Here is a 13,981-nt window from a genome sequence, read left to right on the forward strand (position 1 = left end):
GGACACGAAGAAGAATGGCAGAGACGGCTGGCTCGAAACCCGCTGAGCGAGAACCCCAGACCGCGGTCGCACCGCTGAACACCATCGTGGGCGAGGACATCGCGGCCGCGAGCAAGGCGGTCGACGACTGGCTGCGCTCGTTCAGCGGCGGCTACGTCACGCTGGAACGGCTCACGATGGTGCTCGGCAGCATCCCGGTCGTGGGCAACATCATGGCGCTGGTGGATGTGTTCCTCGACATCATCCACATCGTCGAGAAGAAGGCGCGCGACGGCGTCGAGAGCTTCCTCAACTGGGTGAGCCTGGGCATCAACCTGATCGGGCTGATCCCGCTGCCGCCCACCATGGCGGCGGCGCGCATGAGCCTGCGGCCCACGCTGCACCTGGTGCGCCAGCAACTCAAGAGCGCGGCGTCGAACCTCGGCGAGACCATCGTCGTCACGCTGGTGGGGCACCTGAACGCAACCATTGTGGGCGAACTCGACAAGTTCATCGAGGGCGCGATCGCCAAGCTCGACGAGATGCTGAAGAACTGCGCCAAGCTCTCGGACAGCATCATCGACAACCTCGTGGACGTGCTGCGGCGCGTGCTCGGGCAGAAGGATCTGTTCGCGGTCGGCACGCCGGCCACGCCCGAGACGCGGGTGCACGACTCGAAGACCGAGAGCACCTGGGACCGCATGTGGGGCAGCGCGGTGCGCTTCAGCAAGCAGTCGGCCAACTACGTGGCGAAGAAGGCCGCGGGCCAGCTGCCGGCGGGCGTAGCCTCGCAGGTCAATGCGGTGGTTGCGCAGATGCTGGACTTCAAGGCGAGCTTCCGCAACCAGCTCGTGAAGCTGGCCGACAAGGAGGCGCAGGCCAGCATCATGTGGCTGCTGCACAAGCTCTTGGATGCGATCAAGCGCAAGAAGGGGCAGCGCGCGGCGATCGTGCCGCCGGCCAAGGGGGCGGTGGCCGAGCAGGATCGGCCCGGCGGCCAGCTCGGCCACATCAACAAGCAGGCGCCCGCGCGCAACGATCCCAACTGCCGCCGCAACAAGCCGGCCCGCGCGGCGGTCGGCGGCTCGATCAGCCTTGCGACCGGCAGCGAGAGCTTCGTGCACACCGACTTCGTACTCGCCGCGCCGCTCGCGATCACCTGGTCGCGCGTCTACCGCAGCCAGTTCGATGCCTATGACCGCGGCGTGCTCGGCGCGCGCTGGACCGGCCCGTACACCACGCGCATCGACATCACGCCCGCGGGCGACCTGGTCTACCGCGCCGCGGATGGCCGCAGCCATGCCTGTGCGCGGCTCGCGGTCGGCCAATCGCACCGCGACGCGGCCGAAGACTTCACGCTGACGCGGCTCGGCGACACGCTGCTCGCACTCGACTTCGGCCTGCAAGGCGACTGGCGCGAGCTGTACGAGCAAGCGGAAGACGGCTCGCACTACCGCCTGGTGGCGCAGCAGGCGCGCGACGGCCTCTCGGTGGGCCTGCGCTACGACCACGTGATCGCTGCGACCGGCGAGCGCGTGCTCAGCGACATCATCAGCAAGCAGGGCGAGCAGGTGATGGCGCACGTGGGCACGCGGCCCGATGCGAAGACCGGCCTGATCGAGTCGCTCTGGGAGCTCAAGGACGGCCAGATCGTGCGGCAGCTTGCCGTGTACACGCATGACGCCGAACGCGACCTCGTCGAAGCGCGCGACGAGGACGGCGCGAGCTGGCGCTACAGCTACAGCCACCACCTCATCACCCGCTACACCGACCGCACCGGCCGCGGCATGAACCTCGAATACGACGGCACCGGCGCCGATGCCAAGGCCGTGCGCGAGTGGAGCGACGACGGCAGCTTTGCCCTGAAGCTCGAATGGGACCGCAACATCCGCCTGACCTACGTCACCGACGCGCTCGGCGGCGAGACCTGGTACTACTACGACATCGACGGCTACACCTACCGCATCATCCACCCCGACAAGCTCGAGGAATGGTTCTTCCGTGATGAAGCGAAGAACATCACGCGCCACATCCACACCGACGGCAGCACCGACGACTACCGCTACGACGCCGACGGCAACCTGCAGGTGCACACGCGGCCCGACGGTAGCCGGGTGCATTTCGAGTATGACGCCAGGCACCGCATCACCGGCATCCGCGACGGCGAGGGTGGCGTGTGGAAGCGCGATTACGACGCCGAGGGCCACCTGGTCGAAGAGATCGATCCGCTGGGCCACAAGACCGAATACGCCTACGACAAGGCCGGGCGGCCGGTGCGCATCACCGATGCCAAGGGCGGCACCAAGCTGCTGAGCTACACGCCGGCCGGCCGCCTCGCGAGCTACACCGACTGCTCGGGCAAGACGCGCCGATGGGAATACGACAGCCGCGGCCGCACGGTCAAGGAGATCGACGCTGCGGGCCAGACCACGCGCTATCGCTACAGCGCCTCGGGCGAAGGTATCGTTCAGCGCGGCGACGCCAACAGCCCCGGCCGGCTGGAAGAGATCACTTGGCCGGATGCGACGCGCACGCATTTCGTGCACGACGCGGAAGGCCGCCTGCTCGCACACGTCGATGCGCTCGGCCGCCGCACGCGTTACAGCTTCAACCGCGCCGGACTGGTGGCGGGCCGCGTCGACGCCGCAGGCCAGTCGCTGCGCTACGAATGGGACCTGCTGGGTCGCCTGACCGAGCTGCGCAACGAGAACGGCAGCCGCTACGAGTTCCGCTACGACCCCGCGGGCCGGCTGCTCGAGGAAACCGGCTTCGACGGCAAGACCATCCGCTACCGCTACGACGAAAGCACGGGCCGGCTGCGCGAAGCCGCCGAGGGCGAACGCGTGCTGCGGATGGAGAGCGACGCGATGGGCCGGATGGTCGAGCGCGCGGCCGGCGCGCAGGCCGAGCGCTTCGCCTACGACCGCAACGGCCGAATGATCGAGGCCGTCAACGGCGATGCACGGCTGCAGTGGTTCTACGACGCGGCGGGCAATCTCACGCGCGAACACCACCACTACCTCGCGAACGGCCGCACGGCCGTCTGGCAGCACCGCTACGACGAGCTCAACCAGCGCATCGCCACCATCCGCCCCGACGGCCACACCACGCAATGGCTGACCTACGGTTCGGGCCATGTGCATGGGCTGCTGATCGACGGCGAGGACGTGCTCGGCTTCGAGCGCGACGACCTGCACCGCGAGGTGCTGCGCGAGCAGCGCAACGGCCTGAGCCAGCGCCTGCGCTACGACGAGGGCGGGCGCCTGCGTGAACAGGCGATCTCGCAGACCCGCCCGGGCGCCATCGAGGCGTTCGAGCTGCGCCGCAGCTACAGCTACGACCGCACCGGGCAGCTGGTCGGCATCGGCGACAGCCGGCAGGGCAACTTCAGCTTCCGCTACGACCCGGTGGGCCGGCTCGTCGAGGCCTCGAGCCGGCTCGGGCGCGAGGTGTTCGCCTTCGATCCTGCGGGCAACATCGTCGACCCCGCGCAGGCCGAACCGGCGTTGCGTCAGGGCGCGGTCCACAAGCTGCTCGACAACCTGCTCAAGCAGTACGCCGGCACCCGCTACCGCTACGACGAGCACGGCCGGATGGTCGAGCGCGTCCACAACGGGCGCAGGACCACCTTCGCCTGGGACGGCTTCGACCGCATGACCGCGGCCACCGACGAGGACGGCACCGGCGTTCGCTACAGCTACGACCCGATGGGCCGGCGCATCGCCAAGCGCGCGCACGACCGCGTGACGCTGTTCGGCTGGGACGGCAACACGCTGGCCTTCGAGAGCACGCAGAGCCTGGCCGGCGAGCAGGAGCAGGAAGGCCGCGGCTTCAGCGTGCACTACGTTCACGAGCGCGATGCCTTCACGCCGCTGCTGCAGGTGCGCCAGGCCCATGCCGTCACGCTCGGCAGGACCACCGACGTGAAGGCGCTGATGGCGGCCAACGGCGGCGTCTACGACATCGCGCAGGACCCGCTGTGGAACGGCGAGGCGCAGCCCGCGCCGTTGCGCTTCACGCCCGACGAGATCGCCTTCTACCACTGCGACCACCTCGGCACGCCGCGCGAGCTCACCGACCATGAAGGCCGCCTGGCCTGGTCCGCGCGGTACAAGGCCTGGGGCGAGGCGCGCGAAGCCATCAGCGAGGCGGGGCGCCGCGCGGGCTTCGCGAACCCGATCCGCTTCCAGGGCCAGTACTTCGACGCCGAGACCGGCCTGCACTACAACCGCCACCGCTACTACGACCCCGCGAGCGGCCGCTACGTCTCGCGCGATCCGCTGGGGCTCGCGGGCGGGCGCAACCTGCACGTGTACGTGGGCAACAACCCGGTGCGCGGCATCGACCCGCTCGGGCTGGTGGACATCAACATGTTCCCGCACGACGAGGCGATCCGGGCCTCGGGCGACAACATCCCCAACCCGCCGGGCAGCTTCACGGTGGGCGGCCACGGCAACGCGTCGATCATGCAGAACGCTTCGCGGCAGACCGTGCGGCCGGCCGAACTGGCGGAGCAGATCCGCGCCCATCCGTCGTACAGGGACGGGCAGCATGTGGTGCTGATGTCCTGCGAGACGGGGAAGGGCGATGCGCCGTTCGCGCAGCACCTCGCGAACGAGCTCGACGCGCCCGTCAGCGCGCCCGACAAGTTCCTCTGGATCTGGCCCGACGGCCGGGTTCAGCCCGCGGGCATGACGGCCGACCGGAAGATGGACACCTCGGACCTCGGCCGATGGCGCACTTTCAGGCCCGAGCCATGATGCGAGTCCGCCACCCTTTGCGCGCGGTGCCGGCGCTGCTCGCGCTGGGCTTTTTTCTCTCTCACGCGACGGAGACACATTCGATGGACAAGGACACACCCACCTCGAGCGGGCAGATCTACTCGCTCGGCGAGCAAGAGCGCGCCGAACTCGAGAAGAAGGCCGAAGCCGGCGATGCGGAGGCAGCCTTCCGGCTCGTGCAGTACCACACCTTCACGCAGAACAACGAAGCTCAGCGCGAGCGCTGGCTGCTGGTCGCGGCGCGGCTCGGGCACCGGACGGCGCAGCACAACCTGGCTGTGGACCTGAGCCGGGACGGCAAGGACCTGGCCGGCGCTGCGCACTGGGCCGCCGAGGCCCGCAAGGGCGGCGACCCGGGGGCCGAACGGCTGCTGGTGGAGATCGAGGCCGCGCGCGCGGCCATGCTCACGCCCGAGGCGCAGGCCGAGCTGGCGGCCAAGGCCCAGGCCGGCGATGCCGGGGCCGCGTTCCGCCTCTCGCGCTATTTCAACTACGTGCTGCAGGACCGCGGCGCGGAACGACGCTGGCGCAAGCTGGCGGCCGAGGGCGGTCAGCCGGCGGCGCAGTACGAACTGGCGGTCGACCTCTACCGCAACGGCAAGGACCTCGCCCAGGCCGCGCACTGGGCCGCCGAGGCCCGCCGGAATGGCGACGCGGATGCCGCCCGGCTGCTGCGCGAGATCGAGGCGCTGCAGTCGCCCGCGCTCACGCCCGACCAGGAGGCCGCGCTGGTCGCGAAGGCCGAGGCCGGCGATGCCGAGGCCGCGTTCCGTCTTTCGAAGTACTACCACTTCGTGCACCAGGACGGCCGCGTGCGCGGGCGGCGCTGGCTGGTTCGGGCTGCAGAGGGCGGACAGGCGACCGCGCAGTACGACCTCGCGACCGTGCTGCAGCTCGATGGCAACGCGCTCGCCGAAGCCGCGCGCTGGGCCGCGGAAGCCCGCAAGAACGGCGATGCCGACGCGGGCCGGCTGCTGCAGCGCATCGAGGCCCTGCGCAGCGGCGCGCCGGGGCAGCCGGGCCGGTAAGAGAAGAAGAGACGAACGATGGCAGGGACGGAAGAGAAGAACACACCCGCCGAACGTGAGCCGCAGACCGCCGTCGCGCCGCTCAACACCATCGGCGAGGAGGACATCGCCGCCGCGAGCAAGGCGGTCGACGACTGGCTGCGCTCGTTCACCGGTGGCTACGTCACGCTCGAGCGGCTCACGATGGTGCTCGGCAGCCTGCCGATCGTCGGCAACATCATGGCGCTGGTCGACGTGTTCCTCGACATCATCCATATCGTCGAGAAGAAGGCCAAGGACAGCGTCGGCCAGTTCCTCGACTGGGTCAGCCTCGGCATCAACCTGATCGGCCTGATCCCCGCGCCGCCGACCATGGCCGCGGCGCGCATGAGCCTTCGGCCCACGCTGCACCTGGTGCGCCAGCAGCTCAAGAGCGCGGCGTCGAACCTCGGCGAAGCCATCGTCGTGACGCTGGTCGGCCACCTGAACGCCACCATCGTCGGCGAACTCGAGACCTTCATCGACAAGGCGATCGCCAAGCTCGGGGAGATGCTCAAGGCCTGCGCCGACCTGGCCGACGACATCGTCGACAACCTCGTCGACATCCTGCAGCGTGTGCTCGGCCGCAAGGACCTGTTCAGCGTCGGCAGCGCGCCCGCGCCCGCGCCCGAGAACAAGGTCTACGACCCGAAGACGCAGAGCACCTGGAACCGCATGTGGGGCAGCGCGGTGCGCTATTCCAAACAGTCGGCCAACTACGTGGCGAAGGCTGCCGCGGGGCGGTTGCCGGAGGCCATGGTCACGCAGGTCGAGGGCGTGATCGGCAGCCTGACGAATTTCAAGTCCAGCTTCCGCAACCAGCTCGTGAAGCTGGCCGACAAGGAGGCGCAGGCCAGCATCATGTGGTTGCTGCACAAGCTCTTGGATGCGATCAAGCGCAAGAAGGGGCAGCGCGCGGCGATCGTGCCGCCGGCCAAGGGGGCGGTGGCCGAGCAGGATCGGCCCGGCGGCCAGCTCGGTCACATCAACAAGCAGGCGCCCGCCAACAACGATCCGGGTGGAAAGAACTGCGCACCCTGCGCGGTGGGCGGCGCGATCGGCTTGGCGACCGGGGCCGAGAGCTTCACGCACACCGACTTCGTGCTGGCGGCGCCGCTGCCGATCGAATGGGCGCGCACCTACCGCAGCCAGCTCGATGCCCTCGACCGCGGCTGCCTCGGCGCGCGCTGGATCAGCGCCTACACCACGCGCGTGGACATCGCCACGCCCGCCAGGGGCGCGCGCCAGGGCCGCGAGAGCCTGGTCTACCGCGCGAGCGACGGACGCAGCCTGGCCTGGCCGCTGCTCAAGCCGGGGCAGGCGCACCGCGACGCGGTCGAGGAGATCACGATCACGCGCCTCGCCGACGGCCTGCTCGCGCTCGATTTCGGCAAGCCGCTGCCCTTCGGCGAGCAGGGCGACTGGCGCGAGCTGTACGAGCAAGCGGAAGACGGCTCGCACTACCGCCTGGTGGCGCAGCAGGCGCGCGACGGCCTCTCGGTGGGCTTGCGCTACGACCACGTGATCGCTGCGACCGGCGAGCGCGTACTCAGCGACATCATCAGCAAGCAGGGCGAGCAGGTGATGGCGCACGTGGGCACGCGGCCCGATGCGAAGACCGGCCTGATCGAGTCGCTCTGGGAGCTCAAGGACGGACAGGTCGTGCGGCAGCTTGCCGCGTACACGCATGACGCCGAACGCGACCTCGTCGAAGCGCGCGACGAGGACGGCGCGAGCTGGCGCTACAGCTACAGCCACCACCTCATCACCCGCTACACCGACCGCACCGGCCGCGGCATGAACCTCGAATACGACGGCACCGGCGCCGATGCCAAGGCCGTGCGCGAGTGGAGCGACGACGGCAGCTTTGCCCTGAAGCTCGAATGGGACCGCAACATCCGCCTGACCTACGTCACCGACGCGCTCGGCGGCGAGACCTGGTACTACTACGACATCGACGGCTACACCTACCGCATCATCCACCCCGACAAGCTCGAGGAATGGTTCTTCCGTGATGAAGCGAAGAACATCACGCGCCACATCCACACCGACGGCAGCACCGACGACTACCGCTACGACGCCGACGGCAACCTGCAGGTGCACACGCGGCCCGACGGCAGCCGGGTGCACTTCGAGTATGACGCCAGGCACCGCATCACCGGCATCCGCGACGGCGAGGGTAGCGTGTGGAAGCGCGATTACGACGCCGAGGGCCACCTGGTCGAAGAGATCGATCCGCTGGGCCACAAGACCGAATACACCTACGACAAGGCCGGGCGGCCGGTGCGCATCACCGATGCCAAGGGCGGCGTCAAGCAGCTTGCCTATGCGCCTTCGGGCCAGTTGCTGAGCTACACCGACTGCTCGGGCAAGACCAGCCGCTGGGAATACGATGCGCGCGGCCTGCTCGCGAAGGCCATCGATGCCGCCGGCAACGCCACGCACTACCGTTATGCCGCGGGCCAGCTCGAACGCATCGTGCTGCCCGACCAGACCAGCGAGCGCTTCGTGCACGACGCCGAAGGCCGCCTGCTCGCGCACACCGATGCGCTGGAGCGCACCACGCGCTACGGCTACACGCGCGCCGGCCTCATCGCGAGCCGCACCGACGCGGCCGGCCGTTCGCTGCGCTACCACTGGGACCTGCTCGGCCGGCTCAGCGAACTGCACAACGAGAACGGCGCGCGCTACGACTTCCGCTACGACCCGGTCGGCCGGCTGCTCGAGGAGACCGGCTTCGACCGCAAGACCACCGCCTACGTCCACGACCCCGCCACCGGCGTGCTCGCCGAAGTGGTCGAGGCGGGCCATCGCACCGCGCTGGAATTCGACCCGCTCGGGCGCCTGCGCGAACGCCGCGCCGGCGCGCAGTCGGAGCGCTTCGCCTACGACCGCAACGGCCGCATGATCGAGGCCGTCAACGGCGACGCGCGGCTGCATTGGTTCCACGACGCGGCAGGCAACCTCACGCGCGAACACCACCACTACCTCGCGAACGGCCGCACGGCCGTGTGGCAGCACCGCTACGACGAGCTCAACCAGCGCATCGCCACCATCCGGCCCGACGGTCACACCACGCAATGGCTGACCTACGGCTCGGGCCATGTGCATGGGCTGCTGATCGACGGCGAGGACGTGCTCGGCTTCGAGCGCGACGACCTGCACCGCGAGGTGCTGCGCGAGCAGCGCAACGGCCTGAACCAGCAGCAGGCCTACGATCCCGCGGGCCGGCTGCTCGAACAACGCATCGGCCGCACCCGGCCCGGCGCCATCGAAGCGGGCACGGCCGCAGGCATCCGCCGCAGCTACGGCTACGACAAGGCCGGTCAGCTCGTCGCGATCGGCGACAGCCGGCGCGGCAACCTGAGCTACCGCTACGACCCCGTGGGGCGCCTGCTCGAAGCTCACAGCCGCATCGGTCGCGAGGTGTTCGCCTTCGATCCCGCGGGCAACATCGTTGACCCCGCGCCGCCCGAGGCGGCAGCCAAGGCCGCATCTACCACCACCCACAAGCTGCTCGACAACCTGCTCAGGCAGTACGCCGGAACCCGCTACAGCTACGACGAGCGCGGCAACATGACCGAGCGCGTCCGCAACGGCTGGCGCACCGTCTTCGAATGGGACGGCTTCAACCGCATGCGCACGGCCACCGATGCAAGCGGCATCACCACGCGCTTCGGCTACGACCCGCTCGGCCGGCGCATCCTCAAGCAGTCGGGCGACGAGACGACCCTGTTCGGCTGGGACGGCGACGTGCTCGCCTTCGAGACCACGCAGAGCCGCTCAGCCCAGGAGGAGGGCGGCGAGCACGGCTCCAGCGTGCACTACATCCACGAGCCCGACTCCTTCGTGCCGCTGCTGCAGGTGCACCAGCCGCGCGCGCTGGCGCTTTGCGAAACGCCGGATGTGAAGGCGTTGATGGCGGCCAACGGCGGCGTGTACGACATCGACCTCGATCCGCTGTGGAACGGCCAGGCGCGACGCGTGCCGCGTGCGTTCGATCGAAAGCAGATCGCGTTCTACCAGTGCGACCACCTCGGCACCCCGCAGGAACTCACGGACCACATAGGCCAGGTGGCCTGGTCGGCGCAGTACAAGGCGTGGGGCGAGGCGAAGGAGGCCATCAGCGAGGCGGGGCGCCGGGCGGGGTTCAGGAATCCGATACGGTTCCAGGGGCAGTACTTCGATGAAGAGACGGGGCTGCATTACAACCGGTATCGGTATTACGACCCGCAGGCGGGGCGGTTCGTGTCGAGCGATCCGATTCGCCTATTTGGCGGCGTCAATCTTCATGGATTCGCTTCCAATCCCATCGAATGGATCGACCCGCTAGGTCTTGCCCGCGTGAAGGGCATCACTCCAAATAATCGAGGGGCTCGTACCACGGTCGAGGGAGGAAGACTTCAGGAACCGGTCGTTGGATACAGTGGTAGCGCTGGCGGGAATGGGCCGGCCCATCCAGTGGTAAAGCAAATGTATGACGATGTCTCGATTGACCAACGATCTGAACAGCACCCTTGGTGCGGCGAACCGGATGCGTTGAGCGCGATTGCTCATTCACGCAATGTCACTAGCGTGGATGAGCTTCGCGACGTTGTTCAGGGGGGCACGTCGACTACCTTGAGGAACGATGGAAAGCGACTTCCCTATTGCTCGTCCTGCAGTGTCGTCATGGGGCGGTTGGGGGTCTGTGATGGGGCGAAAAAATGACTGGACCGTATACCCCGGAAGAGGAAAGAGCACTCGATGCCATCGAGGAGCTGCTCGTCGATCAGCAGGTGTCTTATGCGCAGATGATGAAGATGTACGCGGGGTTCCTGCTGGACTGCATCTCTGCAGGACGCTTTGACACCTCGATTTCGTCGACGGATTTGACGCTCGTTGCGGAGCATCTTCGCAAGGTGAATGAGACCTTCGAACTTCCCGATGGCACGGAACTCCGAAAGCCAGGGCGGAGGGAACTATGGTCCCTCGTACAGGCCGCGGAGAAGGAGCAGCCGCTCTTGTCGGCGCTAGCTCGCTGTGCCGTCTGCTGCTTCTATGAGGATTCCGGGTGGAATCCGGACGAAAAAGAAAGTCCAACTCCTGTCCCGCTCTACCTTCTTCTGCTAAAGCGAGTGGATTCAGAAATTGGAGTGGAATTTTTAGCATATGTCCGCTCCTGCTTTAACCTCTAGAGCTGGCTGCGGAACGACTGACCATGCCGATGATCAACTGCGCGCAGCACGGGTGGCGAGAAGCGGAGCTCACAACGGCAGCTGTCAGCGAACGGGTCGCCGAAGGCGGCGCGGGGCCCGAGAGAGTGGTACTTCTTGACCTGAACTGGGACGGCGTGAGTTTTCCTCTGGCCGCCCTGGATTCGGAACTCCCATTGCCGGAAACGGAATTGAAAGACGGCAACTTGGGCACCGACGACGCGGAAGTCTTCGATACTGTGCTCGGCACCTTGCAGCCGGTTTGCTCCTGTTGCCTTCACACGATCGTCGAGGTTGGAGCGGGCGGTGACTGTGATTGCCGTTGAGTTTGCAACCCATGACACAGCAAATATTTCCTCGTTGCATCCACAAGATGTATCACTACCTGCTCGCCATGAGCGATAACGAACTCGACGAGTTCCACATCAACGAAGATCGTTCTCGCGCCGAGCTGTTCAACGCAATGAAGGCGGACTTCGATAACTTCGGCCCATTGAGCAAGCAAAGAGCGCTGGCAGCTCTGGAGTACATCTGGTCGTCTGGTCAGATCGAGAAGCTCTGGGGTTGGGTCGTACCGCAAGCTTTGGACCTTGATGAAATCGAGGACAAGCGTGGCTACTTGTGCGCCCTTTACGAAAAGCTATCAGGCCATGAACCATCGCACAGAGACTTCGGCCCGGACGTGGAGTTGGTCAAGAGCGCCGGGCCACATGGCGTTGACGTGCGCGAGTAGTTTCTCCGCCGCCAAAAACTGCGAGGCTCCCGACGTTTATGCGTGGGCCACGTGAGGACATGAAGGAACGGTGGGAAAAGCTACTTCCCTATTGCTCGTCCTGCCGCGTACACAGTCGGGGGGGCTGTGATGGAGCGGAAAAATGACTGGACCGTATACCCCGGAAGAGGAAGAGGAAGAGGAAAGAGCACTCGATGCCATCGAGGAGTTGCTCATTGATCGGCAGGTGCCTTACGCGCACATGATGCATACGTCCGTTCGTATTTCGGGTCGGACGTCCTAGATTCGCATGCGCAACTCTTTCATCTCGCAGCCGCGTCCGCCTGATCCCGGCGAGATCCTAGCCATCGCTCTCGAGGTCGAAGCATGGCAGCGAGAACTGCTGGACGCGTTCTTCGATCAGCACCCTCATGCCGTCGACTTCCAATGGCTGCTGGATTTTCCCAAGACCGGAACCTTGGCCGTCCGAGGCGAGCGCTGGACTTACACGAAGCATGGACTCGGATACCGCTTCTCCGCTTCGTGGGGGTGCGTGATCGATGTGCACAACCATTTCAAGAACTCCTGCCGGATCATTGACGCACATCGACTCGCCGAATATTTTCTCGCCGCGCTGCCCGGAACCGCGCACGGCGTTCAAGATCTGCATGCCAGATTCGAACAAGGTTTGAGGGCTCTGGAATCGCAGGGGCGCTTGAGAAAAGTCGCCACCGCGCCCAACGCCTGGGAACTGATCGAATCTTCGGCCCCCGTTCCGTCAGACGCCCGCCTGCCTCCACTTGAGCGATGAGACTTTTCGCCTCGACGCCGCCAATGCCTCACAAAAATGATGCCCGAACTCACAAAAGCACAGGAAAAGAGGCTTGCGCTTCTTCAAAGGCTGAGCTTTGAAAGATTGTTCCCAGATTCGAGCTTCGATTTTGAGTTGATCCAGTTTCCGGATTCCTCGATGCTCCTTGATGAAATCAAACAAATCACCGATTCGAGAGGCGGGGATGTGACGCGAGGGGTCGCGCAATCGTTTGATGGCCTTGTTGATTTTGCTAAAAATCAAAATGGAAAATGCATCCTCTTGCTCCCAGGTCTGTCTCCTCAGGTTGGATTTGTCTACGCGAAATACCCTGCAATCAAGGTGGAGTCTAGGATGTTGCCTTTTCTGCTGAATTTGGTAAAGGTCAAGTTCGACACGTTTGATTACCTCGCTCTGGCCTCCGAAGATCTCAAGCACGGTGTGGTTTTGGATGTTTACGCCGGAAATCCGGAAATTGAGGGCACAGACGAAGAAATCTGCAAAACTACCGTATGGTAGACGTAGGCCAAGTGCAAGAAGCAGTGTCGTCAACGAAAAAGACAAATTGCTGGAGCATCGCCGCGCCGGCTGATCACCGTCAATGTAATTGCAGGCGCCCATGAACACGTACGGCGACAAAAAAGATCTTGTCTCTCATCTTCTCGAGTATGCGCGAGAAAAGCCCTTCGATCCGATGAAGTGCGCCAAATACTTCTACGCTCAAAAATTGGATGAGAAAATATATAGATTCAATGACGAAGAGTTGAACAGAATCATCGATGAGGTGTCAGGTATGGATGCCGGCGACGAGTTTTTCATCGCGCAAGAGGAGATCATTTCAATGCTGATCGGATATCTTGAAGGTATGAGCAAGGGCTGAGCTTCAGCCCGAGATTTGAAAGACAGTGCGTGCAGAAGTTCGAAGTGCTCTCCGCCACGAAGCATGTGACGCCAAAGCATCGTGCGGTGCTCACGGGTGAGCGCGTTACGCCCCTATGACGACGCTTCAGTCCTGATCCGCCAGACAAGCACATGATCTATTCGGCAGAAGAATTTGTACGTCTCCGATCCAGCGAGCACAAGGCTGACTACGAGCGCGCGGCGCTGGAAGAAGCACCGGTGTCCGTGTGGCGTGACGTGATTGCCGGATACCCTTCCTGGAGGAAATGGGTGGCGCACAACAAGACCGTGCCTCTCGAGATCCTGGCGGACCTTTGTGCATTCGGCGCCGACGTCCGAGTCTTCGTCGCCATGAAAAGGTCCTTGTCTCCGACTCTTTTCCACCGGCTGTCGCAGGACGATGACGCTGTCGTCAGGCAACAGGTCGCAGCGAACAAAAAGGCACCACGCGAAGTCCTGGAGAAATTGAGCCGTGATTCGGACGAGGACGTGGCCAGGGTTGCTCGGTTCAATCTGCAACGATAAGCGCGTAGACACCATTGGAAATGGATCCATTT

General features: G+C 65.3%; 10 protein-coding genes. All 10 read left to right on the forward strand.

Annotated elements, in window-relative coordinates; translation table 11 throughout:
* The first annotated feature begins 14 nt into the window (after positions 1 to 14).
* Positions 15 to 4,739: an RHS repeat-associated core domain-containing protein gene (locus M2165_RS19000; RefSeq protein ID WP_280816139.1), complete on the forward strand. Its 4,725-nt coding sequence runs from the start codon at positions 15 to 17 to the stop codon at positions 4,737 to 4,739.
* Between the two features lie 83 nt (positions 4,740 to 4,822).
* Positions 4,823 to 5,788 (forward strand): hypothetical protein, encoded by a 966-nt coding sequence (locus M2165_RS19005; protein ID WP_280816140.1) that lies wholly within the window; start codon positions 4,823 to 4,825, stop codon positions 5,786 to 5,788.
* A gap of 18 nt (positions 5,789 to 5,806) precedes the next feature.
* Positions 5,807 to 10,516 (forward strand): RHS repeat-associated core domain-containing protein, encoded by a 4,710-nt coding sequence (locus M2165_RS19010; protein WP_280816141.1) that lies wholly within the window; start codon positions 5,807 to 5,809, stop codon positions 10,514 to 10,516.
* A complete protein-coding gene (locus M2165_RS19015) occupies positions 10,513 to 10,983 on the forward strand; it encodes a hypothetical protein (RefSeq protein ID WP_280816142.1) in 471 nt (156 codons plus the stop codon). The genes M2165_RS19010 and M2165_RS19015 overlap by 4 nt, the downstream gene beginning before the upstream one ends.
* 23 nt (positions 10,984 to 11,006) lie before the next feature.
* A complete protein-coding gene (locus M2165_RS19020) occupies positions 11,007 to 11,327 on the forward strand; it encodes a hypothetical protein (RefSeq protein ID WP_280816143.1) in 321 nt (106 codons plus the stop codon).
* Between the two features lie 47 nt (positions 11,328 to 11,374).
* Positions 11,375 to 11,734, forward strand: a complete 360-nt coding sequence (locus M2165_RS19025; protein ID WP_280816144.1) for a hypothetical protein — start codon at positions 11,375 to 11,377, stop codon at positions 11,732 to 11,734.
* 289 nt (positions 11,735 to 12,023) lie between these two features.
* Entirely contained in the window at positions 12,024 to 12,524 is a 501-nt protein-coding gene (locus M2165_RS19030) for a hypothetical protein (RefSeq protein WP_280816145.1), read from the forward strand.
* Positions 12,525 to 12,560: 36 nt separating this feature from the next.
* Positions 12,561 to 13,043, forward strand: a complete 483-nt coding sequence (locus M2165_RS19035; RefSeq protein WP_280816146.1) for a hypothetical protein — start codon at positions 12,561 to 12,563, stop codon at positions 13,041 to 13,043.
* 100 nt (positions 13,044 to 13,143) lie between these two features.
* Positions 13,144 to 13,404 carry a hypothetical protein gene (locus tag M2165_RS19040; protein ID WP_280816147.1) on the forward strand — a complete coding sequence of 87 codons (261 nt, stop codon included), beginning with the start codon at positions 13,144 to 13,146 and terminating at the stop codon, positions 13,402 to 13,404.
* A gap of 152 nt (positions 13,405 to 13,556) precedes the next feature.
* On the forward strand, positions 13,557 to 13,949 hold the full coding sequence (locus tag M2165_RS19045; protein ID WP_280816148.1) for a hypothetical protein: 393 nt from the start codon (positions 13,557 to 13,559) through the stop codon (positions 13,947 to 13,949).
* Positions 13,950 to 13,981 lie beyond the last annotated feature (32 nt).

The organism is Variovorax sp. TBS-050B (genome assembly GCF_029893635.1).
Classification (GTDB): domain Bacteria; phylum Pseudomonadota; class Gammaproteobacteria; order Burkholderiales; family Burkholderiaceae_C; genus Variovorax.

Excerpts from the sequence above, each read along its gene's own strand:
- M2165_RS19000 (WP_280816139.1), top strand. The coding sequence starts at position 15 with ATGGCAGAGACGGCTGGCTCGAAACCCGCTGAGCGAGAACCCCAGACC.
- M2165_RS19005 (WP_280816140.1), top strand. The coding sequence starts at position 4,823 with ATGGACAAGGACACACCCACCTCGAGCGGGCAGATCTACTCGCTCGGC.
- M2165_RS19010 (WP_280816141.1), top strand. The coding sequence starts at position 5,807 with ATGGCAGGGACGGAAGAGAAGAACACACCCGCCGAACGTGAGCCGCAG.
- M2165_RS19015 (WP_280816142.1), top strand. The coding sequence starts at position 10,513 with ATGACTGGACCGTATACCCCGGAAGAGGAAAGAGCACTCGATGCCATC.
- M2165_RS19020 (WP_280816143.1), top strand. The coding sequence starts at position 11,007 with ATGCCGATGATCAACTGCGCGCAGCACGGGTGGCGAGAAGCGGAGCTC.
- M2165_RS19025 (WP_280816144.1), top strand. The coding sequence starts at position 11,375 with ATGTATCACTACCTGCTCGCCATGAGCGATAACGAACTCGACGAGTTC.
- M2165_RS19030 (WP_280816145.1), top strand. The coding sequence starts at position 12,024 with ATGCGCAACTCTTTCATCTCGCAGCCGCGTCCGCCTGATCCCGGCGAG.
- M2165_RS19035 (WP_280816146.1), top strand. The coding sequence starts at position 12,561 with ATGATGCCCGAACTCACAAAAGCACAGGAAAAGAGGCTTGCGCTTCTT.
- M2165_RS19040 (WP_280816147.1), top strand. The coding sequence starts at position 13,144 with ATGAACACGTACGGCGACAAAAAAGATCTTGTCTCTCATCTTCTCGAG.
- M2165_RS19045 (WP_280816148.1), top strand. The coding sequence starts at position 13,557 with ATGATCTATTCGGCAGAAGAATTTGTACGTCTCCGATCCAGCGAGCAC.